Origin of the sequence: Arthrobacter oryzae (assembly GCF_031454875.1) — a bacterium.
GTDB lineage: Bacteria > Actinomycetota > Actinomycetes > Actinomycetales > Micrococcaceae > Arthrobacter > Arthrobacter oryzae_D.
The window spans coordinates 1-20,605 of the sequence record NZ_JAVDRQ010000001.1 but is presented as its reverse complement, the minus strand read 5'-3'; the positions used below and the strand labels follow the sequence as shown (position 1 = coordinate 20,605).

At 65.7% G+C, this 20,605-nt stretch carries 21 protein-coding genes; 14 read left to right on the top strand and 7 right to left on the bottom strand.

Translation table 11 applies throughout. The annotated features are described in order from the left end of the window. Positions 1 to 61: 61 nt before the first annotated feature. Positions 62 to 364, bottom strand: a complete 303-nt coding sequence (locus tag J2805_RS00105; protein ID WP_309969030.1) for a hypothetical protein — start codon at positions 362 to 364, stop codon at positions 62 to 64. Positions 365 to 712: 348 nt separating this feature from the next. Here J2805_RS00105 and J2805_RS00100 point away from each other — a divergent pair, with 348 nt between their 5' ends. From J2805_RS00100 to J2805_RS00090, 3 genes are read left to right on the top strand one after another with little or no spacing between them, the layout of a single operon-like run. Then, on the top strand, positions 713 to 2,161 hold the full coding sequence (locus tag J2805_RS00100; protein ID WP_309967338.1) for a DUF3375 family protein: 1,449 nt from the start codon (positions 713 to 715) through the stop codon (positions 2,159 to 2,161). Positions 2,162 to 2,163: 2 nt separating this feature from the next. Then, complete coding sequence (locus J2805_RS00095) at positions 2,164 to 3,096, top strand: DUF4194 domain-containing protein (protein ID WP_309967335.1); 933 nt, start codon at positions 2,164 to 2,166, stop codon at positions 3,094 to 3,096. After that, positions 3,093 to 6,557, top strand: a complete 3,465-nt coding sequence (locus J2805_RS00090) for an ATP-binding protein (protein WP_309967330.1) — start codon at positions 3,093 to 3,095, stop codon at positions 6,555 to 6,557. The genes J2805_RS00095 and J2805_RS00090 overlap by 4 nt, the downstream gene beginning before the upstream one ends. A 168-nt stretch (positions 6,558 to 6,725) precedes the next feature. Here J2805_RS00090 and J2805_RS00085 read toward each other — a convergent pair whose 3' ends face one another. The 3 genes from J2805_RS00085 to J2805_RS00075 form a co-directional block, all read right to left on the bottom strand. Beyond that, complete coding sequence (locus J2805_RS00085; RefSeq protein ID WP_309967327.1) at positions 6,726 to 7,220, bottom strand: FBP domain-containing protein; 495 nt, start codon at positions 7,218 to 7,220, stop codon at positions 6,726 to 6,728. A 454-nt stretch (positions 7,221 to 7,674) separates the two neighbouring features. Next, positions 7,675 to 8,265 carry a TetR/AcrR family transcriptional regulator gene (locus tag J2805_RS00080; RefSeq protein WP_309967324.1) on the bottom strand — a complete coding sequence of 197 codons (591 nt, stop codon included), beginning with the start codon at positions 8,263 to 8,265 and terminating at the stop codon, positions 7,675 to 7,677. Further along, a complete protein-coding gene (locus tag J2805_RS00075; protein WP_309967322.1) occupies positions 8,262 to 10,214 on the bottom strand; it encodes an MFS transporter in 1,953 nt (650 codons plus the stop codon). Before J2805_RS00075 ends, J2805_RS00080 begins: the two co-directional genes overlap by 4 nt. Positions 10,215 to 10,456: 242 nt before the next feature. On the opposite strand from J2805_RS00075, the gene J2805_RS00070 reads away from it, so the two are divergent. The 6 genes from J2805_RS00070 to J2805_RS00045 all read left to right on the top strand — a co-directional run bounded on the left by J2805_RS00070 (position 10,457) and on the right by J2805_RS00045 (position 16,925). Beyond that, positions 10,457 to 11,524 carry an iron-siderophore ABC transporter substrate-binding protein gene (locus J2805_RS00070; RefSeq protein WP_309967319.1) on the top strand — a complete coding sequence of 356 codons (1,068 nt, stop codon included), beginning with the start codon at positions 10,457 to 10,459 and terminating at the stop codon, positions 11,522 to 11,524. A 10-nt stretch (positions 11,525 to 11,534) separates the two neighbouring features. Continuing rightward, positions 11,535 to 12,656 carry a FecCD family ABC transporter permease gene (locus tag J2805_RS00065; RefSeq protein WP_309967316.1) on the top strand — a complete coding sequence of 374 codons (1,122 nt, stop codon included), beginning with the start codon at positions 11,535 to 11,537 and terminating at the stop codon, positions 12,654 to 12,656. A gap of 107 nt (positions 12,657 to 12,763) precedes the next feature. Further along, positions 12,764 to 13,822, top strand: a complete 1,059-nt coding sequence (locus tag J2805_RS00060; RefSeq protein WP_396134194.1) for a FecCD family ABC transporter permease — start codon at positions 12,764 to 12,766, stop codon at positions 13,820 to 13,822. A gap of 1 nt (position 13,823) precedes the next feature. Then, positions 13,824 to 14,654: an ABC transporter ATP-binding protein gene (locus tag J2805_RS00055; protein WP_309967313.1), complete on the top strand. Its 831-nt coding sequence runs from the start codon at positions 13,824 to 13,826 to the stop codon at positions 14,652 to 14,654. Between the two features lie 149 nt (positions 14,655 to 14,803). Beyond that, the gene (locus tag J2805_RS00050; protein WP_309969024.1) at positions 14,804 to 15,811 is read left to right on the top strand and encodes a siderophore-interacting protein; all 1,008 of its coding nucleotides are present in this window, start codon (positions 14,804 to 14,806) and stop codon (positions 15,809 to 15,811) included. Between the two features lie 256 nt (positions 15,812 to 16,067). Then, entirely contained in the window at positions 16,068 to 16,925 is an 858-nt protein-coding gene (locus J2805_RS00045; RefSeq protein WP_309967310.1) for an SGNH/GDSL hydrolase family protein, read from the top strand. On the opposite strand, the gene J2805_RS00040 is transcribed toward J2805_RS00045, so the two are convergent. Next, on the bottom strand, positions 16,922 to 17,209 hold the full coding sequence (locus J2805_RS00040) for a YciI family protein (RefSeq protein ID WP_309967307.1): 288 nt from the start codon (positions 17,207 to 17,209) through the stop codon (positions 16,922 to 16,924). The two genes, J2805_RS00045 and J2805_RS00040, sit on opposite strands and share 4 nt — an antisense overlap. A gap of 38 nt (positions 17,210 to 17,247) precedes the next feature. Here J2805_RS00040 and J2805_RS00035 point away from each other — a divergent pair, with 38 nt between their 5' ends. Both J2805_RS00035 and J2805_RS00030 read left to right on the top strand, forming a co-directional pair. Beyond that, positions 17,248 to 17,727: a MarR family winged helix-turn-helix transcriptional regulator gene (locus J2805_RS00035; protein ID WP_309967304.1), complete on the top strand. Its 480-nt coding sequence runs from the start codon at positions 17,248 to 17,250 to the stop codon at positions 17,725 to 17,727. 80 nt (positions 17,728 to 17,807) lie between these two features. Then, positions 17,808 to 18,569: an SGNH/GDSL hydrolase family protein gene (locus J2805_RS00030; protein WP_309967302.1), complete on the top strand. Its 762-nt coding sequence runs from the start codon at positions 17,808 to 17,810 to the stop codon at positions 18,567 to 18,569. 25 nt (positions 18,570 to 18,594) lie between these two features. Here J2805_RS00030 and J2805_RS00025 read toward each other — a convergent pair whose 3' ends face one another. Then, complete coding sequence (locus tag J2805_RS00025) at positions 18,595 to 18,720, bottom strand: hypothetical protein (protein WP_309967300.1); 126 nt, start codon at positions 18,718 to 18,720, stop codon at positions 18,595 to 18,597. A 478-nt stretch (positions 18,721 to 19,198) separates the two neighbouring features. Between J2805_RS00025 and rpmB the strand changes: the two genes are divergently transcribed. Genes rpmB through rpsN form a run of 3 tightly spaced genes read left to right on the top strand, consistent with a single transcriptional unit; the run spans position 19,199 to position 19,913 of the window. Next, positions 19,199 to 19,435, top strand: coding sequence for a 50S ribosomal protein L28 (gene rpmB, locus J2805_RS00020; protein WP_011693744.1), 237 nt, complete (start codon positions 19,199 to 19,201; stop codon positions 19,433 to 19,435). After that, positions 19,435 to 19,602, top strand: a complete 168-nt coding sequence (gene rpmG / locus J2805_RS00015) for a 50S ribosomal protein L33 (RefSeq protein WP_144672488.1) — start codon at positions 19,435 to 19,437, stop codon at positions 19,600 to 19,602. Before rpmB ends, rpmG begins: the two co-directional genes overlap by 1 nt. Positions 19,603 to 19,607: 5 nt before the next feature. Further along, entirely contained in the window at positions 19,608 to 19,913 is a 306-nt protein-coding gene (gene rpsN / locus J2805_RS00010) for a 30S ribosomal protein S14 (RefSeq protein WP_043485315.1), read from the top strand. 369 nt (positions 19,914 to 20,282) lie between these two features. On the opposite strand, the gene J2805_RS00005 is transcribed toward rpsN, so the two are convergent. Next, positions 20,283 to 20,605: hypothetical protein (locus J2805_RS00005; RefSeq protein WP_309967293.1), on the bottom strand; the 323-nt coding region annotated here is incomplete at its 5' end.

The following is a 20,605-nucleotide window of genomic DNA, read 5'->3' as shown; positions in this document are numbered from 1 at the left end:
GCATCTCCTCTAACCGGGGTGGCCGGCTCGAGCCCTGGGTCCGCCTCGGGTGGAGAACCCTTCAGCTGTCCCTCAATGCTACCCGCGGGTAAGTTCCCGTGCTAGGGGCCGGCTGCCCCTGGAAGTCGCCGGGGAGCTCAACGGTGGAGGCATGGTGCACCAGGCGGTCCCACAGGTGGTTGATGCCGTGGACCAGTCCCAGCAGGGTGCCGGCAACGATGAACCAGGCGAACCGGCCCACCCCCACGACAACCATGGCCAGGAAAGCGGCCGTCATCATGAAACCCACGATCAGCAGGCCAAACACGAGCGTTCCGATGAACACGAAAGTGCCTGTCTCTACTGCGCTGAGATCGAACTGCATGGTTTCCCCCTGCGTCATTGCCTGGTTGGATCAAGTAGCACGAGCGTAGGGTGCCGGCGGCGCGTCAGCCAGAGCCCGGAGGCCGTGGCGCGCGTGTCGATACGGGATCGAAATGCTACCGGACCGTAGGTCACGGGACGGTCACTTAAACCCCATCAGTAACACCCGTAACAAGATCTTCGTGGCCTCCCAGGGCGCCTAGACGGCCGAACGGCGTCAGCCCGGGCGCTCGGTGGTCGGGGGCAGGCCAGCCGGACGGGCTCCCCGGGCTACTGCGTTAACCTTGTAGTTGGCAGTTTTCGGGTTTTCCGCTGCCCGACGAGTCCTGAGGCAGCTGAAGGAGAGTGTGTGTCCCGCTCCGCCCCGTCCTCCGCGGACGTGATCAGTGCCCGGCTCCGGGACCTGGAACTCCTCACCAAAGGACCGGCCTGGGCGCTCACCCGGTCCGCTCCGTGGGTCATCGCGGTCCTGCAGGCCTCCTTTACCCGCACCCGTCCGCAGCTTCCGCTGGAAGAATTCCATGCCGACGTCGACGCTTTCCTGGAGCAGCTCCGCCGGCAGGAACCGGGGCTGGGTGGTGCAGCCAACGGTAAGTCCTTCGGCGACGAATGGACCCGCAAGAACTTCCTGACCCGCCGCAACCAGTCAGGCCAGATCGTCTACGAAGTCACTGAGCCGGCGGCCCGTGTGCTCGCCTTCCTGGACAGCCTGTCCAGCGAACGCTCCACCCTGAACGGATCGCGGCTTGGGACGCTGCTGGGCGACGTGGAAAAGCTCGCCAATGAGACAAACCCGGACCAGACCGCGCGGCTGGAATCCCTCGAGGACGAGATCGAGGAACGGCAGCAGCTGATCCAGGACATCAGTTCCGGCGACTTCGACGGGCTCCTGGACGACGACGAAGCGGTGGAAGCCGCGGGAAACATCCTGGACCTCGCAGCAAGCCTGCCGGCGGACTATAAGAAAATGCGTGACCGGATCGAGGAACTGGTGGGCGAACTGCGCAACCAGATCATCGAGGAGTCCCTCAGCAAGGGCGCCACCATGGCCCAGGTGCTGGAGGCGGACAAACGGCTCCGGCAGAGTCCGGAGGGCAGGACATTCCGCTCATTCACGGCGTTCCTGGAGGACCCCCAGCAGCAGCTGCGGTTCCGGTCCGCGATCGGCGAGGTGCTCAGCCGGCAGTTCGCGGACGACCTCAGCCACGAAGACCGGGAGACCCTGAAGAATCTGGTGGCCGAACTCCGAACCCAGCACAGCCAGATCCAGCGGATCTACGGCAAGCTCAGCGAAAGCCTCAACACCTACGTCCAGAGCGACGATTTCCGCCAGTCGGTGCGGCTGCGGAAGGTGCTCCGCGAGGCTGAGCAGGCCATCCGCTCGCTGCCCTACGAGCGGGAACGCCCGGGCCTGGTGCCGGGCCCGGTGCTGTTCAACGCCGGCTTCGAGTCCTTGTCCATGGTCAAGCTGTTCGACCCTGACGAGTTCGCGGCGCCGCCCAAGCTCGCCGACCCCATCGCCTTCAGCGACTCCGACCGCGTGCGTTCGCCGCGCACGGGGAAGGCCAAGCCGGCGGCCATTCGCGCCGCGCTCGCCGGAGCCGCCACCCTGCCGGAGGCATGGGAGCAGCTTCCGCCGGAGGAACGCCACATTAACTCCATCCGCGCGCTGCTGTCCCACGCACTGCACGACGGCGCCGGCTTTGACCGCGCCGGCTGGGACGCCATCGACTTCGAACAGATAGACGGCACCACTCGCAAGGCTTTCCTGCCGGTGGTCACCCTCAAGAAGGATTGACGATGACTGAAGAGATTACGACGGCGGGGACCCAGGCGGTCGAGCCCGTCGAGACCCAAGACGCCGGGATTTCGACAAGCTCAATCACCGGTGGCGTCACCCCGCGGGACACCTTCGTGGACGGCGCGGCGCTGTTTCCGGGGGATACCGGTGTGCTGCCCATGAAGGTTCGCCAGGCTTTGGTGAAGCTGCTGAAGGGGCCGTACATCGACGGCGGCCGGGACGAGAAACTGTGGACAACGCTGCTGGACAACCAGCTGATCCTCCGCAGCCGCCTGTCCGAGCTTTTCCTGACGCTTCAGCTTGACCACGAACGGAAGGTGGCAGTGCTCCGCCCGGTCGATCCGGAGGCCATCGGCGGCAGCACCCGCTCCAGCATCCTGCGCCAGCAGCGTGCGCTCAGCAGGGTGGAAACCATCGTCCTGCTGCGTCTGCGGCTCCTGCTGGACCGCCACGTCACAGCCCAGACGGATCCGACGATCACCAAAGAGGAAATCGCGGAGCTGATCGCGCACTACCAGCCGTCCGGGCAGCAGGACGCACTGCGTGATTCCGACGTCGTCAACCGCGCCATCACCAAGCTCCTGGCCCGCCAGCTCCTCATCACCACCGGCCTCGACGACGTCTACACCATCTCCAACGCCCTCCCGCTGGCCCTCCCCTTCGAAAACATCGGCGACATCCCGGCCCACATAGAAGCCCTGGTGGCAGCAACAGCAGACCCCACCGGGACGGAAGCACTGATAGAGCTCGACGGGGACAGTTCCACTAGCTCAGATGACGACACTGAAGAGGATGATTCGGTGACTGACCGCAGCGACGACGCCGGGGACATGCGGCAGCGTGCGTCTAAGCGAGGAACCAGCGAGCATGCAGAGCATGTGTCCGGTGGCGTTGCGATAGGTGACCAGAACGAAGCGGAGGAAAGCCAGTGAGCATCGCAACCATGCTGCCGATGGGCGAGCTCACCAACCCGGGCCAGATGCGGCTCGCGCTGGTCCAGGTGGTCAACTGGGGTACGTTCCATGGCGCCCACACCATGCATGTGGACCGCAACGGCACCTTGCTGACGGGAAACTCCGGCGTCGGCAAGTCCACGCTGTTCGACGCCATGCTGCGCGTGTTCGACGCCCGGCCACGCTCCAACGAGGCCGCCGCGCAGCGCTCCGGTGCCGTGGAGGACAAAAGGACCACGTTCACGTACATGCGCGGCAAGGTGGGCGACAAGGCCGTGGGCGAGGGGTCGGCCAGTGCCTTCCAGCGGCCCGGTGCCACCTGGTCCGCCGTCGCCCTGACGTTCGATAACGCGGCGGGCACGAAAGTGACCGTGTCGGCTTTGTTCGACCTGCCGAAGAACGGCACTGAGTCGAGCGTCGGACGGTATTATCTGATCGACAACAAGCCGCTGGACCTCGCCGCGATCGAGGGCATTGCGGAGAAGCGCTTCACCAAGGCCGCGCTGGATGCGATCTTCCCGGACGCACAGGTGTTCGATGTGCATAAGGCGTTTGCCGAGCGTTTCCGCCGGCTCCTGGGCATCAACTCGGACCAGGCATTGCCGCTGCTCCGTGTGATCCAGGCCGGCAAGGGGCTGGGCGGCAGCGTCAACACCTTCTTCCGGGACCAGGTGCTTGATGCGCCCGCGACGCTGGCCGCGGCGGACGACGTCGTGGAGGAATTCAGCAACCTGATGTCCATCCGGCAGCGGCTGGAGGATGTGCGCCAGCAGCGCGACCAGCTGGCCCCGGTGCCCGGCCTGAACAAGGAATATGCGCAGTCCCTGCTGGACGCGAACCGCCTGCGGGAGCTCGCCGGCGAAGAGTTCGACGCCTACAAGCAGCAACTCGCGGTTACGGTCCATGAGAAGACCCTCGTTCGATACAAGGAACGCGCCCAGGCAAAGGCCAAGGAGCTGGCCGCGGAACGTGCGGTCCGGGACGGCCTCGCCAAGGACCTGCGGCAGCTCGAAGCGGACTACAACAACCAGGGCGGCAACGCCATCTCGGCCATCGAGCAGTCCCTGGAGAACGCCAGGGTGGGGCTCAAGCTGCGCCAGCAGGTCGAGGACGCCGCGCGCCAGGCCTTGGCCGAGGCGGGACTGGACCTCGACTGGACGGCCGAGGGCTGGGAGCAGGCCCACACGCAAGCAGCCGCACGTTCGGCGGAACTTGAAGACGACTCCGCGGCGCTCAAGGAGCTGCGCTTTGAGGCGTTCGACGGCCACGCCACGAAGAAACGTGAACTGGCGGCAGCCCAGCAGGAGCTCGTCTCACTGAAGACCCGCAAGTCCCTGCTGCCGCCGTCGAGCATTGAAAACCGGACGGCGATCGCGGCGGCGACCGGCGTGCCCGAAGAGCAGATGCCGTTCGGCGGGGAGCTCATCGACCTCGCCGAGGGGGAGGAAAAGTGGCGGCCCGCCGCCGAGCGCGCGCTGCGGAACCTAGCCACGACGCTGCTGGTTCCGGGCGAACACTTCGGCGCCGTCACACGCTACCTGAACAACAACTCGGTCCGGGGCGCACTGCGCGCGGTTGACGTGTCCAAGCCGCTCGCGGGCGGCGCGCTGGCCGTTGAGGACGCGGCCGACGGCGATCTGCTGACCAAGCTGGACATCCTCGCCACCGGGCCTGCGGCCGACGCCGGGCAGTGGATCCGGGAACGGATCGCCGTCGACTTCGCCTACCCGTGCGTGGAGGACCCGGACGAACTGGCCAGGCTGGACAAGGGCCTGAGCCTGGGCGGCGTGGTTAAACGCAACCGCCACACCGTGGAAAAGGATGACCGCTTCACCAGCAGGCAGGACTACGTCCTGGGCTTTGACAACGCCTCGAAGCTGGAGCTGGTGGCCGCGCAGGCGGAGGATCTGCGGCAGGAACTCGCGAAGGCCGCCGAGCTGGCGCGAAGCCGCGAAGAGTCGCACCAGGGAATGACCCGGCAGCTGGAGGCCCTGCGCCGGATTGCCGAGGACCACCGGCCCTGGGAGCAGGTTTCCGCGGCAGTGGCGGAGGACGAACTCGGAAAGATCGAGCAACGCCTCAGGGACGCCCTCGCCGCGCAGGCTGACTTGGAGCCCTTGCGCGCTACCATCGAGGTGGCCAGGCAGAAGCACCAGGCCAGCACAGAGGCCGCAGCTGTCCTGCAGAGCGAATATAAGGCATTGGACCAGCAGCTCACCGCCGGGGACTCGCTGCTGGAAGCCGCCCGCACCCGCTTGGGTCAGGCCCCGCCGTCGGACTCCACCGTTACAGCGCTGGAACCGTATTTCACCGGCTTCGGCGACGTCACCGAGATGCATGAGCTGGACAACCTGGCCAACCAGGTCCGGACCACGCTCCTCGCGGAACTGCACACGGCCGAGTCCCGCGGCCAGGCCACCTCGGAGCGCCTGACCCGTATTTTCGAGGGCTTCGTGCGTGAATGGGGCACGGCGATTTCCGCGGACCACGGCACGTCCATCGGCGCCGCGGGGGAATTCGAGGCCCGCTACCACGCCATTGTCAGCGACGGCCTTCCCGCGCAGGAGGCCGAGTTCCGGCAGTTCTTCAACCAGCGCACGCACGAATCCTTCAGCACGCTGCTGCACCTGCTGGACGAGGAACGCCGGTCCATCACCAGCCGTATCCTGCCGCTGAACGGGATCCTGTCGGAGGTCAATTTCCATGAGGGCAGCTTCCTGGAGCTCGACATCAAGCAGACCCTGCCACCCACGGCGAAGCAGTTCAAGGACGCCATCCAGAACGCGCTGAAGACGCGGCACACCCGGCATGCCAGGTCGGCGGCCGCGGGGGCGGAAACGGACGACGACACCGAGCTCACCAACCGCTACAAGTCGCTGGAAACGCTCGTAAAGCGTTTGGGTTCGCAGACACCGGAGGACCGGCGCTGGCGTGCCGAGGTGCTGGATGTCCGGGGGCACCTGTTCATCCAGTGCAAGGAGCACCGCGAGGTGACTGGCGCGCCGTCGGGCAAAAAGGCGGGCAAGCGGACCGACGTGTTTATGCACGCGGACACGGGTTCGATGTCCGGTGGCGAGCGGCAGCGCTTCACTGCGTTCATCATGGCAGCTGCGCTGAGCTACCAGCTGGGCATCGCGGAACAGGGTTTCACCACGTACGGCACCGTGATGATGGATGAGGCGTTTGTCCTGGCCTCGGAGGAATTTGCGGGTGCGGGCATCAAGGCGCTGCACGAATTCGGCTTCCAGCTGCTTCTGGCCGCCCCGGAGAACGTGATCGACCTGTCCCGGCACCTCGGCTCCGTCACGGAGATCCTGCGGGACAAGCGCACCAACCGCTCCGGCGTGCTCACTGCTCCGGTGATCGGGCCGCGGTCCGGTGCCGGTGCCGCGGGGCAGTGGAGGTCCGAGGCGAACCCCGTGGACATCGTCCTGCGCTAATCCCCGCGCGGATAACGAGGGACCTCAGCCCGGCCCGCCCATCAGGACGCTCTCTCACTTCCTGCAGCGAAACAGCCGACGCTCCCTCACTTTTCGCAGGGTTCCCGCCGATGCTCTCTCACGTGAGGTGAGCGAGCATCGGCGAGTGAGGCGGAGGCAGCTGAGGCGCTACCGTCCCTGCACCCGGTCCAGGAACATGCTGGTCCGGGCTGTCAGTCCATCGATCTGCCGAAGGACGACGGCGGCAGGGTCCGGGTTGATCTCATTGGCCGGTGGTTCCACGCGGACGTTGCCGCAGCAGAGGAAGTCAGCGCAGATGAGCGTTCCCACGGTGTTGCCGTCCCTGCCGGACTGTCCGGCCCGTTTGGCAACCCACATCAGCACGTCATCTTTGGAGAACACGTCGCGGCAGAGCTCGCAGAGCACGGAACGGCTCTTCTTTGCTCCGCCTTCAGGCGCACGAAGCATGATCCCGGTGAGGCCATCCGGCCGAGGCAGAACGAGATACCCGCGAAGCGGCATCTTATGGTCCCGCCACCCCAGGAAGTCCAGGCTGTCCCAGTTCAGCGTGTCGAAGTCCCGGGGCAAGGTCAGCTTGGCAGCCTCGGAACGGCTGGCATTTACGAAGGATGAACGGATCTGCTGGGCAGTGATTTTTTGCATGGTGGTGAGCTTTCGAAGTCGTGTGGTCCCCACAGGGGAAATGACGGTCCGTGTCAGCAGATTCCGCGCACACTAAAGAAAGCCCATCCGTGGGCATTGCTTTTCGGGTCGGCTAGAGGCAGATCCGAGGCGGGAAGGCTGACGTCGCTGCGGACGCAAAGCAGGCCACTGCGGCCGCCTCGCTTCCCGCGACTGCGATGACCTCAGCGGTCTTCAGCATGCTCATCCCCTCGTTCCCGGCCGATCATATTCGAACCGCCTGTTAGCCGGGCGCCAGTGGCCCGCCTCGCCATCCTCCCAAATCCGAGACATCTCGGCAATGCGGCCACCACCGGGAAGTGAGAGAGCGTTCGGGAAAATGGCGCAGGATGTGAGAGAGCGTTGGGGAAAAGCGTGCAGGATGTGAGAGAGCGTTGGGGAAAAGCGTGCAGGAAGTGAGAGAGCGTTGGGGGTGTCAGCGGCAGGCAGCCTGGCAGGCGTCCACCTGCGCCTGGACGATCGCCCCGTAGTGGGCCACCAGTTCGTCGAAGTCCCAGCCTTCGAAAATGGCGAGGGTGCGCACGGCCTCGCCAAACCCGGTCATGAGCGCCACCACGGTGGAAGCGTAACGCCGCTCCGGCGTCGTGTCTTTCAGGAGGCCGGCAACGCTGGAAAGGTACCGTTCGCGTGTTTCCGCGCGGGCGTCGTCGGGCGTGGGCGAGTCCTGGATGATGAAGGGGAGCATGGCCCACGGCTCCTTCAGTCCGCGTTCCCGGCGCATCAGCACGCGGAATACAAGGGCGCTGCCGAGTTCTGCGACTGGAACGTCGAGGTCGGACAGGAGTGATTCGTCCGGCTTGGCCCGGGCGAACAGTTTTTCCTTGGAGCTGTACAGCTTCATCACCAGCGCAGCGGAAACTCCGGCGTCGGAGGCGATGTCGCGCACCGTCACGCCGCGGTAGCCACGCTCCCCGAACAGCCTCCCGGCGGAATCCAGGATGGCTTCGCGGCTGGAGACGCCGTCGCGGCCGGCTCCGGCACCTCCTGCGGGCAAGTCCGCGCTCATGCGTCCACCAGCTGTCCGGCCGGAGCTTCCATCGCCAGGTCCGCCGTCACCGAGCGGTTGTCCACGGCAAGTTTCCGGGCCATGGCCTGGTGTGTTGCCGGGTGCAGCAAGGTCACGATGTAGCGGCCGGCCAAGGGCAGCGGCAGCGAATACCGGCCCCGGGAGTCTGTGCTGGTGGTCGCCACGTGTTCGCCGGAGGCCTGCAGCAGGGTCACCACGGCGTCCGGAAGGACTGTTCCTCCCACGGTGGCAGTTCCGGCCAGTTCCAATCGGTGGTCAAGGTGGAAATTCTGCTGAAGCGTACGGCCGTCGAAGTCGAACACCTCCGCCATCGGTGCCCAGCCGGCGGCGTTGGCCACCATCAGGTACTTGCCCGCTCCCGGCAGCGCCACGGAATAGTTGCCATCGCTGTCCACCCGGCTCCAGTCCACCGGTTCGCCGCTGGTCTGCAGGACGGTGACGACGGCGGGAGTGACGGTACGGCGGTCGGATGTCAGGACCCGGCCCTGCACTACCAGTTCGGTGGCAGCCGGCGCCGGAACCACGGTCTTGGCGACGGCAGCGGCCCGTGGAATGAACACGGCGGCCACCATGGACGCCGTTGACGCCAGGGCAGCCATCCAGAAGACGTCCTTAAATGCCTCGAAGGACGGCAGCCGGGCGGATCCGACGGTGATGGTCACGGACGTGAGGACCGCGGCGACGGCAGCACTCGACGTCGAGGTTCCGATGGAGCGGACCAGGCTGTTGAGGCCGTTGGCCGAGGCTGTTTCGGTGATGGGCACGGCACCCATGATCAGTGTGGGCATAGCCGCATAAGCGATTGCCGTGCCGATGCTCACCACAGTGGAACCGATGATTACCGACGCGATGGAATCCCAGAAGAAGACGCGGCCAACGTAGCCCACCACCATGACGGCCGCGCCGGCGATCAGGGCTGACTTGCCGCCGAACCGGCGGATAATACCTCCGGAAACGGGAGCAAAAACCACCATTGCCAGTCCGGACGGGACCATGCAGAGGCCGGCAGTAATGACGCTCAGCTGGAAACCGTAGCCGGTGGAGGCAGGCAGCTGGAGCTGTTGAGTTGTGAGGAGCATGTTGGCGAACATGGCAAAGCCGACCAGGAGGGAGGCGAGGTTGGTCAGCAGGACAGGGCGACGGCCCGAGGTGCGAAGATCCACCATCGGCTGGCTGACCTTCAGCTCGTACGGTACCCAGGCGGCGAGGAGGACCGCGGCGGCGAGGAACAGCAGCAGCACCGGCTCGGAACCCCAGCCCCACGAGCCGCCCTTGGAGATGGCCAGGAGCAGTGCCGCCAGGGCCGCGGAGAGCACCACGGCGCCGAGGTAGTCGAACCTGCCAGGGGTGCGCACCTTGGATTCGGGGACCACCAGGACGACGGCGGCGAGCAGCAGGGTGCCGGCTGCGGCAGAGACCCAGAAGATGGACTCCCAGCCAAGGCCTTCGTAGAGCAGCCCGGCCAGCGGGAGGCCCATGGCGCTGCCGATGCCCAGGGTGGCGCTCATCAGGGCTACCGCGGAGCCCATTTTTTCCTTGGGCAGTTCGTCGCGCATGATGCTGATGCCTACAGGGATCAGGGCTGACGAGAATCCCTGCAGTGCCCGGCCGACGATGAGCCAGAGGAAGCTGCCACCGACCGCGGCCACGATGGAGCCGGTCACCATGATGGCCAGGCAGATCACCATCATCTTCCGCTTGCCGTACATGTCCGCGCTGCGGGACACGATCGGTGTGGCCACGGCGCTGGAAAGCAGGGTGGCGGTCACCAGCCAGGAGGCGTCGTCGGCTGTTACGCCAAGGATCCCCGGGAAGTCCGGAAGCAGCGGCACCACCAGGGTCTGCATCAGTGCCACCACGGTTCCGCTCAGTGCCAGGACCGCCGTAATGGCGCCGGGGGACAGGGGTCTGCTGCGGGGGTGGGTCATGGGGCGGGGGCCTTCTGTGACGTGGAGGCGGACACAAGGGGTGAACGCGCGTTTACTCTCCTAAAAAGTGAACCATTGTTCACCCTGCGCCATCAAGGAATTTCACCGTGTGACGCGTCACCTTGGCCGCCCAAATGCAAGCCCATGACCCATTGAGACAATTACGTTACGCAAACCTTCCGTAATTGACCGGAGGATAGGCTAGCCTTACTTGAGTTCGCACCACTTACTTAAGGAGTCACGTGGCTACCCTTCTCCCACGCCGCGCCCTGCTCAAAACCGCAGGCACCGCGACGGCCGCCCTGGCCGCCGTCGCCCTTTCACTGACCGGTTGCTCCACTGGACCCGCCACCAGCGCTCCCGCGTCGTCCGCGGCCGCATCGGCCGCCTTCCCCGTCACCATCAAGCATGTTTTTGGCGAAACCACCATCGAGTCCCAGCCCCAGCGCGTGGTCACGGTGTCCTGGGTTAACGACGATGTTGCCCTGGCCCTGGGCGTTGTTCCCGTGGGCGTCCCGAAGAACGAGTGGGGCGGCAACGACAAGGGCTCCACACCGTGGAAGGACGCCAAGCTGGAAGAGCTCGGTGCCGGCTTCGGCACCGCGAAGGCTCCCGTCCAGTTCTCCGAAGCTGACGGAATCAACTTCACCGAGATCGCCAAGCTCAACCCGGACGTCATCCTGGGCGCCTACTCCGGCCTGACCGAAGAGGACTACAAGAAGCTCAGCGAAATCGCGCCCGTGGTTGCCCACCCCGAGATCGCCTACGGCACCTCCTGGCAGGATTCCACGAACATCATCGGCAAGGCCCTGGGCAAGGAAGCAGAGGCCACCAAGCTGGTCTCCGACACCGAAGCCACCATCAAGGACAAGGTCTCCAAGTACCCGCAGCTGGCCGACAAGAGCTTCATCTACGGCAACTTGGAACCGGCCAAGAGCGACGGCGTCAACGTCTACACCGCCAATGACAACCGCCCCCGCTTCCTGAGCGAGATCGGCCTGAAGCTGGCCCCCGTCGTTGAAGACAACTCGAAGGGCTCCAAGGAGTTCTTCATCCCGTGGTCCGCCGAGAAGGCGAACGAACTCGAATCAGACATCTTTGTCACCTGGGTTCCGGATGCCGCCACGACTGATTCCATCAAGGCCGACCCCCTGCTGGGCCAGATCCCGGCCATCAAGAGCGGCGCCCTGGTTGCTGACTCGGACAACACGCTCACGCTGTCCATCTCGGCTTCTTCGCCCCTGAGCCTGCCGTGGTCCCTGGATACGTTCCTGCCGCAGCTGGCTAAGGCCGCGGACGCAGTGAAGTAACAGCAGTTCCATGACGAAAAGTACGACGACGGCGCCCGCCGGCAGTGCGCTCAACGCACCTTCGGCGCCCGGCACCACGCGCGAACGGGCACTTGAGGCCCCGGGCACGGCAGCAGCCGCCCCCGGAAGCGGGCCTCGCGTCACCGTGCGCGCCGCGTGGCTGCTGGCCGCCGTCGTCGTACTTGTTGCTGTTTCCGCAGTGTCGCTGGCCGTTGGTGCCCGCGAAGTTCCGCTCGAAACCGTGTGGCAGGCGCTGACCCGGTTCGATCCCGCCAACGGCAACCATGCAGTGGTCCATGCCCGCATCCCGCGCACGGTCCTCGGCCTGCTCGCCGGCGGCGCCCTTGGCCTGGCCGGGGCCGCCATGCAGGGCGTGGCCCGCAACCCGCTGGCCGATCCCGGCATCATGGGCGTCAACGCCGGGGCCGCGCTGGCCGTGGTCACCGGCATCTATGTTTTTGGAATCTCTTCCCTGACCGGCTACATCTGGTTCGCCTTCATCGGTGCCGCGGCCGCCGCCGTCGTCGTTTATCTCGTCGCTTCGCTGGGCCGGGACGGTGCGACGCCGGTGAAGCTCGCCCTCGCAGGAGCCGCACTGAGCGCGGGACTCTACTCGCTCATGAACGTCATCCTCGTCTCGAGCCAGGACACCCTGGACCGGTTCCGGTTCTGGCAGGTGGGCGGAATCGCCGGGCGCGACTGGTCAGTGGTGCTGCCCGGCCTGCCGTTCCTTGTTCTCGGCGCCGGCATTGTGCTGGCCACCGGCCGGATCCTGAACAGCCTGGCCCTGGGTGACGACATCGCCCGCGGCCTGGGACAGCGTGTGGGCCTGGCCCGCGGCATTACCGCCCTCGGCGTCGTCCTGCTGTGCGGGGCCGCCACCGCCCTCGCCGGGCCCATCGGCTTTGTGGGCCTCGTCATTCCGCACGCCGTCCGCTTCCTGACCGGGCCCGACTATCGCTGGATCCTTCCTTTTTCCCTCATCCTGGCCCCGGTGCTCCTGCTGTCCGCCGACATTCTGGGCCGCGTGATCCTCCTGCCCGGCGAAGTCCCGGCGGGAATCATGACCGCCCTGGTCGGCGCCCCCGTCTTCGTGTGGCTGGTCCGCCGCGGAAAGGGGGCCGGGCTGTGAGCAAGTCGGACCTCGCCTCCGTCGGGCGCGAGCTGGGCGAAAATGCACCCGGCACAGGGCGCGAACCGGCAGATAAGGCCCTCAAAACCGCGAAAACAGGGCATTATCTGCCCGTTCGCGCGGAAGGGCTGCGCCGGACCGTCCTGAACCGGACCGCCGTCCTGGCGTTCGCCGTCGTGGTCCTTTTCGCCGTCAGCGTGCTCCTGGGCAGTTACACCGTCACGGTCCCCGACTTTTTCCAGATCGTGTTCGCCCACCTTACCGGCGGCCAGAAAATCCCCGGGGCAAGCTTCATCGTGATGGAGAACAAGCTTCCCCGCGCGGTGATCGGCACTATGATCGGTGCCGCCTTCGGCCTGGCCGGCGCGCTCTTCCAGACCATGCTCCGCAATCCGCTGGCCAGCCCGGATGTCATCGGCATCAGCTACGGGGCCAGCGCCGCCGCGGTCACGGCCATCGTTGTTTTCGGCGCATCCGGCGCAGTGGTTTCCGGTGCTGCCCTCGCCGGCGCACTGGGCGTCGCGGCGCTCATCTACGGCATCTCCCGGGGCGGGTCACTGGGATCGGGCGGCGGGAACCGCGGCAACGCGGCCGGCAGCCGGCTGATCCTGGCAGGCGTGGGCATCGCCGCCGCGCTTCATGCCGTGGTCAGCTTCCTCATGACCCGGGCAGACATCCGCACGGCAGCCGACGCGCTGGTGTGGCTGAACGGCTCCCTGAACTCCGCCAGCTGGGACCGCGCCGGAGTCCTCAGCCTCTCCCTGCTGGTCCTCGTCCCCGCCGTGGCGGTGCTGTCCGGCCCCCTGCGCATCCTGGAACTCGGCGATGACGCCGCTGCCGGGCTCGGCATCAGGGTCGGCTTCACCCGCCTCGCCGTGGTGATCGTCGCCGTCGCCCTCGCGGCGGTGGCGACGGCGGCAGCAGGCCCGGTCGCGTTCGTCGCCTTCCTGGCCGGACCCATCGCCCGCCGCTTCACCGCAAAAGCCAGCCTCCCGGCGTCGGCCTTCGTCGGCGCACTGATTGTGCTGGCAGCGGACTTCTTCGCCGCGAACGTCGCCCCCATACTGTTGGATGGCACTGTCCTGCCGGTAGGCGTGATCACCGGCGCCCTTGGCGCCCCGTTCCTGCTGTGGCTGCTGGTCACCTCCAACCGAAAGGATGCCTGAGATGGCTGTTCTGCGCGCCAATGACCTCACCCTCAAATATGCCCAGCGGACCGTGGTTGAAGGGCTGCAGGCGGAGATCCCCGAAGGCAAAGTGACCATGATCGTGGGCGCCAACGCCTGCGGAAAGTCCACCCTGCTGCGGGGACTTTCCAGGCTCCTGAAGCCGGCCGCCGGGACGGTGACACTGGACGGCAAGGACATCCACAGCCGCGCCGCCCGCGACGTCGCCCGGACCCTGGGCCTCCTGCCCCAGCACCCCATCGCACCGGACGGCATCACGGTCCGCGACCTGGTGGGACGCGGCCGCTACCCGCACCAGGGCTTCTTCCGCAGCTGGTCAACTGACGACGACGCCGCTGTGCAGCGCGCGCTCGAAGCCACCGAAACGCTGGAACTCGCCGCGCGCAACGTGGACGAACTGTCCGGCGGCCAGCGCCAGCGGGTCTGGATCGCGATGGCACTCGCGCAGGAGACCGACGTGCTGCTGCTGGACGAACCCACCACCTACCTGGATCTGGCCCACCAGGTGGAAGTGCTGGACCTGATCACTGACCTCAACCGCAAGCGCGGCACCACCGTGGCGATCGTCCTCCACGACCTGAACCTCGCGGCGCGATACGCGGACCACGTGATCGCCATGAAGGGCGGCCGGATCGTGGCCGAGGGCGCCTCCACCGACGTGGTCACCGAGGACCTGGTCCGGGACGTGTTCGGCCTGGACTCGCGGGTGCTGCCGGACCCCATTTCCGGCACACCGCTGATCATTCCGCTCGGCCGGCACCACATTGATTTCCCAAAAGCCGAAACAACAACCCTGGAGTTGGTCCAATGACGGCAGTTAACAGCAATGCAACCGACGGCAACGCAGTAGACATCAGCCAGGCACGGGCACGGCGGGCAAATTCGGCCCGTGGGAACTCGGGCCGCCCGAATTCGGCGGGTGCAAATTCCGCGGTCAGGGACCAGCCGGCCACCGAGCCCATGACCCTGGCGTTCGACGTGACAGTCTCCGCCGTGCAGGAACTCGGCCCCAACTTCCGCCGCGTCACCTTCGGCGGATACTCCCTGCGTGACTTCGGCGTCCACGGCGGAACGCTGGACCTTCGCATCAAGCTGATGATCCCGTCCCTGGCCGAAGACGGCTCGCAGCTGCCGCTTCCGGTATTCCAGATGGAGCAGTCCGGCTGGTACCGGGAATGGCTCGCCATGGATCCCGCGACCCGGGGTTCCATGCGCACCTACACCGTGCGGCAGGAACGGCTTGACGCCGTCTATCCCGAGATCGACGTGGACTTCGTGCTGCACTTCGACTCCGCAGGCAACGGCGGCCCCGCGGCAAACTGGGCCCTGAACGCCAAGCCCGGGGATGCGCTCACCATCATCGGACCCAACAACCGGGCCGCGCACTGCGTCACGGCCGAGATCTACTCCGGCATCGAATGGCGGCCCGGCCTCGCCCAGCGCGTACTGCTCGCAGGTGATGAAACCGCTGTTCCCGCGATCAGCGCCATCCTGGAAAGCCTTCCGGCCTACATGAGCGGGCACGCGTTCCTCGAGGTCCCCGAGGCCGGCGACTTCCTGGACCTGAGGACGGACGCCGACGTCGAGATCACCTGGCTGGCGCGCGGCGCCTCCATCGGGCGTTCACGTCCGCACGGCGAACTCCTGCAGGATGCCGTCCGCGCCGCTGTTCCCGAGCCGGGCTGGGTGGGCATCAAGTCCGCCGCCGGCGGGGCCGGCCCGGAACCGGAAGACGTGGACGTGGACCAGGACATCCTGTGGGAAACGCCCGCGAGGATGGAAACCGCGGCCATCGCCGCCACGAAGAACCCCGGCATGCCCGCAGGTGCCATGCCGTTCTACGCCTGGATTGCCGGCGAAGCCGGAGTCATCAAAGACCTCCGCCGCTATCTGGTGCGCGACGTCGGCATCGACCGCAAGCAGGTTGCCTTCATGGGCTACTGGCGTCAGGGGAAAGCCGAGCTGTAGCCCTGGCGGGTTCGGTTCGCCGTCGGCGCTCCTTTGCCGTCGCTTAGCGGTTGGACCCTGCCCAAACTTCGCAAGCTCAGTTCGGGGCCCTCGGGTCCGCCCTTCCTCCCGCCGCTTCCCTCGGCCGCGGGCGGCCTCACTGCGCTCTGGTCGGCGATGCGCTCCTTGCAAAGCAGCGCCGCCGGCAGCGCCGTTTCTCACCTTGGGTTAACCCTCCCTTTCCCTGACGGCTTTTTGGGTTGGTTAGGGTGCCGGGGTGGGTTCATTTCCTTTGCTTCCGGACCGGGGAGGGCGGCGGGTCTTTGTTGCCTTGGGGGATTCGTTCACCGAGGGAGTGGGGGACCGCAGCAAACGGCTGCCCAATGGCGTGCGGGGCTGGGCTGACCGGGTCGCGGAGAAGCTCGCCAAGGCCGAGCCGGGGTGGGAGTACGCGAACCTTGCCATCCGCAGCAAGAGGCTTCGCCACATCATCGACGAGCAGCTGGAGCCGGCGTTGGCGATGGAGCCCACGCTGGTGACCCTGTACGCGGGCGGAAACGACATCCTCGACTTCGGTACGGATGTGGATGCGCTCATGGCCGAGTATGAAACGCTGGTGTCCCGGCTTGCCGCCACGGGTGCCACGGTGGTGCTGTTTACCGGGTTCGACGTCAAGGTGTCAGCTGTCCTGGAGCCCCTGAAGAAGCGCAATAACGCCTATAACCGCCGGGTCCGGGAGATAGCGGCCAAGTACAACGCCGTGCTGGTGGACTACTGGTGCTTCGATGCGTTCCATGACCGGCGAATGTGGGATTCGGACCGCCTGCACATGTCCAAGGCAGGCCACAAATACCTCGCCGCGCAGGTCCTGGACCATCTGGGCGTGCCGCACAAGTTCAGCCCCCTGGAATGGGAGCCGCCGGCAAGGCTGAGCCTGCGGGAGTGGGAGCTGCGGCAGCGGCGCTGGGTCCACGACTGGGTGCTGCCGCTCTTTGGCCGCAAGCTGCGCGGCGTGACCCTCGGTGACAGACTCAGCCCGCGCTGGCCGGAACCTGTGAAGGTGCCGCGGAAGGGCGGACTGAAGAAACTGACGGCAAAGTCGACGCCTGAGCCTGCGGGACCGATGAAGAGCTAGCTGTCCAGCAGGTTTTCGTAGCCCTGCGCCACCCTGCCCGCATGGAATTCCTCGACGTCGAACTCCGCCACCCCGTTCGTGTAGAAGGGGTCCTTGACCAGCGACGCGTCCAGGCTGGCGCGATCCGCGTTGGACAGCAGCAGCGCGCCCGTGCGCGGGATTTTCCGGCCGGCAACAATGAAGATGCCCTGGTCGAAAGCGTCCTGCAGCCACTCGACGTGCGCCTTCAGATGGAAATCGACGATCTCTTCGGGGACCTTGTAGGTCAGGGAGACAACGTACATGCGGTCAGCCTACCGGTTCCGCAATCTAGGATGTATCCATGACCGAAACGCGCTGGCTCAACGCCGACGAACGCCGTGCCTGGCTGGCACAACTCAGCATCAACACCTTGCTGCCGGCTGCGTTGGACACGAAGCTGCACGCGGCGGGCAAGCTTTCGCTCTTCGACTACAACGTGCTTGCCATGCTGTCCGAAGCGGAAGGACGCTTCCTCCCGATGAGCGAACTCGCCGCGCGCACCAGCGCCTCGCTGTCGCGGTTGTCGCATGTGGTCACCAAGCTGCAGAACCGCGGCTGGGTGGAACGCCAGCCGCATCCGCGGGACGCCCGCGTCACCACCGCCCACCTGACCGACGACGGAATGGCCACCATTGTGGAGCTCGCGCCGGGCCATGTGGAGGCCGTCCGCTCCCTGTTCCTCGATGCCCTGTCCGAGCGTGACGTTGCTGACCTGGCCCGAATTGGCGAGAAAATCGTGGGCCGCCTGGATGCCGATCACTGGATCCTGCGCGAATCCTGACCAGCCTGCAGGATATCTTGCCAGGCGGGGCACGGCCGCCGCGCTTTGTTGCTCCCGGCAACAGGTGGCAGACTATCGACATGGACTTTGCCGCCCGCTACGTAGCCCTGGGAGATTCGTTCACGGAAGGCCTCGGCGACGACGATCCGGGCCGACCCAACGGCGTGCGTGGCTGGGCGGACCGGGTGGCGGAGCAGCTGGGCGCGGCTGACCCCTCCTTCGGCTACGCCAACCTCGCCATCCGCGGGAGGAAGCTCCGCCAGATCATGGCCGAACAGGTAGACGCCGCCGTCGAACTCAAGCCCACGCTGGTGACCATTTATGCGGGGGCCAACGACATCTTCCGCCCCACGATCGACATTGACGGCCTCTTGGAGGAGTACGACGCCGGCGTCCGCAAGTTGAGCGCCACGGGCGCCACGGTGGTGATGTTCACCGGCTTCGACGCCCGCGGTTCCAAAGTTTTCGGCACCATGCGGGGCCGCACCGCCATCTACAACGAGCTGGTGCGCGGCATCGCAGGAGACCACGGGGCGCTGTTGGTGGACTACTGGCGTTTTAGCGAGTACTACGACTGGGGCATGTGGGCGAAGGACCGGATGCACATGTCCGCCGCCGGCCACGCGAACATGGCGAAACGGGTCCTGACCGTCCTCGAGCATGACCACTCCATCGAAGTGCCGCCCATGACACCAGTGCCCGAGCTCAGCCGTGCCGAAGCCCTCCGGGCGAACGCGCGCTGGGTGCGCGAGCACGCCGGCCCGTGGGTGATGCGCCGAGTCACGGGGAGGTCCTCCGGTGACGGACTCCAGCCCCGGTACAGCCAGCTCACCAGGCTCTGATTTCCCCGGTATCCGACGTTGCCTGCTACCACCGGAAGCCCGGCGTCGCGAGCAGTTCGCCGTCAGTCCGGCCTTCGCGCTGGCGGCGCGGGCATCTTCCCGCACGGTGCGTGCCACCGGCGGCCAACGCGGGCAGGAGCTCTGTGTTCATGCCTCGAGGTTGGGACTGCACCCTTTCAATCTGCTGTGAAAAGAGTGCGGCGCCGATGTGACCTCGGAACGGTGAGGGTGACGGGCTTATACACCCGCGGCCGGCAATGACGGCTACCCGATTGGCCTTTAATTAGTCAAGCTCGTAGACTTGGTAGGCGCTAGGTGGCGCGGAGCGTGTGCAATTGCTCCGGTTGGCGGGATCTGTCCTCAATGATGGCAGTCCTTAAGGCCGGTAGTTAGGGGCTCAAGTTGCGTGCACTCCTGTATTCGCCCAGCATCCCGGTACTTCGCAGTGGATTCCTCTGCCCGGTACTCGTGGCCAATCATCTTCGCCGCAGTGCGGAAACATCCGGCTTTCGCCGGATGTCCACGCCTGCGGAACGCCGGATATGTGAACGCTGGATGCGGACGCCGCCTGTCGCACGGTACGCGGAACGCTGCGGACCGTTTCATTTATTTTCATGAGGAGAGTCGTCATGGCAGCACACTGCCAGGTGACCGGAGCCGAGCCGGGCTTTGGACACAGCATTTCGCACTCGCACCGCCGCAACAAGCGCCGGTTCGACCCGAACATCCAGAAGAAGCGCTACTGGGTTCCGTCCCTGCGCCGTAATGTCACCCTGCAGGTCTCTGCACGTGGCATCAAGACCATCGACGTACGTGGCATCGACGTTGTCGTAGCCGCCATCCTGGCACGAGGAGTGAAGCTCTAGTGGCAAAGGACAAGGACGTACGTCCGATCATCAAGCTCAAGTCGACCGCTGGCACGGGTTACACCTACGTCACGCGCAAGAACCGTCGTAACGACCCGGACCGCCTGGTTCTGAAGAAGTACGACCCCCGCATCCGTAAGCACGTCGAATTCCGAGAGGAGCGCTAAGCACTATGGCTAAGAAGTCAATGATCGCTAAGAACGAACAGCGTAAAGTCATCGTCGAGCGCTATGCTGCAAAGCGCCTCGAACTGAAGAAGGCCCTGGTTGACCCCAACTCAACCGACGAAGCACGCGAAGCTGCACGCCTCGGCCTGCAGAAGCTGCCCCGCAACGCCTCCCCGGTTCGTCTGCGTAACCGCGACATCATCGATGGCCGTCCCCGCGGTACCTTCCAGAAGTTCGGTATCTCCCGTGTTCGCTTCCGCGACATGGCTCACCGCGGTGAGCTCCCGGGCATCACCAAGTCTTCCTGGTAATTCAACACTGCTGCTAAGCCAGCACTGCTGATTCCAGTGGTCTAAGAAGGACCGGCAACCTCACGGTTGCCGGTCCTTCTTGCGTTAACCCCGGACCGGCGGCGGACAGGTTCCCGTGCACCGCTGGTCCCGGGCTCCCCGCCGGCGGATTCCTGCGCCGGGTCCGGCGCGGTGACGCAAACCACAGAAACCAAGAACGACGCCGGCGCTCCAGATAGCGCCGTCAGCCCCCGTTCAGGCCCGGACTGGCGGGGCCAGGCGACCATACGGGGGAGGGTTTGCGGTGGGGCCAAAGTAGGTGTATTGTTTTCTAAGTCGCCGAGAGGGGGCCGGCGAGAAGCTGGTTACCGAAGGCGGCCAAAACCCCTTCTAAACAGCCTGAAAAATGGTTCGCCACTTGGCGTGCTGTGCGAGGGCGGGGATGGTCTCGATGACCGGCAGATAGCGGAAACGCTGATTTGCTTTGAGTCTTGAAACCGGGTAAGTTTGGAAAGTTGCTCCGGAGCGATCCTTGACCGAATTGTTGGTTGTGGTGGTGCCGGGTGTGTCTGTTGTTTGAGAACTCAATAGTGTGCCAAGTTTGTTGATACCAATTTGTTTATATGGATTGGTTGAATTGGCCAGGTTATGCCACCCCGTGGTGTGGTCTGGTTGTTTTTCAGCTGGTTTCAAATTTTGTGCAGCCATTTTCT

Coding starts and splice junctions, on each gene's coding strand:
- J2805_RS00085 (WP_309967327.1), bottom strand. CDS start 7,220: ATGCAAAAAATCACTGCCCAGCAGATCCGTTCATCCTTCGTAAATGCC.
- J2805_RS00025 (WP_309967300.1), bottom strand. CDS start 18,720: ATGAACACAGAGCTCCTGCCCGCGTTGGCCGCCGGTGGCACGCACCGT.
- J2805_RS00055 (WP_309967313.1), top strand. CDS start 13,824: ATGGCTGTTCTGCGCGCCAATGACCTCACCCTCAAATATGCCCAGCGG.
- J2805_RS00105 (WP_309969030.1), bottom strand. CDS start 364: ATGCAGTTCGATCTCAGCGCAGTAGAGACAGGCACTTTCGTGTTCATC.
- J2805_RS00035 (WP_309967304.1), top strand. CDS start 17,248: ATGACCGAAACGCGCTGGCTCAACGCCGACGAACGCCGTGCCTGGCTG.
- J2805_RS00075 (WP_309967322.1), bottom strand. CDS start 10,214: ATGACCCACCCCCGCAGCAGACCCCTGTCCCCCGGCGCCATTACGGCG.
- rpmB (WP_011693744.1), top strand. CDS start 19,199: ATGGCAGCACACTGCCAGGTGACCGGAGCCGAGCCGGGCTTTGGACAC.
- J2805_RS00030 (WP_309967302.1), top strand. CDS start 17,808: ATGGACTTTGCCGCCCGCTACGTAGCCCTGGGAGATTCGTTCACGGAA.
- J2805_RS00080 (WP_309967324.1), bottom strand. CDS start 8,265: ATGAGCGCGGACTTGCCCGCAGGAGGTGCCGGAGCCGGCCGCGACGGC.
- J2805_RS00065 (WP_309967316.1), top strand. CDS start 11,535: ATGACGAAAAGTACGACGACGGCGCCCGCCGGCAGTGCGCTCAACGCA.
- J2805_RS00050 (WP_309969024.1), top strand. CDS start 14,804: ATGACCCTGGCGTTCGACGTGACAGTCTCCGCCGTGCAGGAACTCGGC.
- J2805_RS00095 (WP_309967335.1), top strand. CDS start 2,164: ATGACTGAAGAGATTACGACGGCGGGGACCCAGGCGGTCGAGCCCGTC.
- rpsN (WP_043485315.1), top strand. CDS start 19,608: ATGGCTAAGAAGTCAATGATCGCTAAGAACGAACAGCGTAAAGTCATC.
- J2805_RS00040 (WP_309967307.1), bottom strand. CDS start 17,209: ATGTACGTTGTCTCCCTGACCTACAAGGTCCCCGAAGAGATCGTCGAT.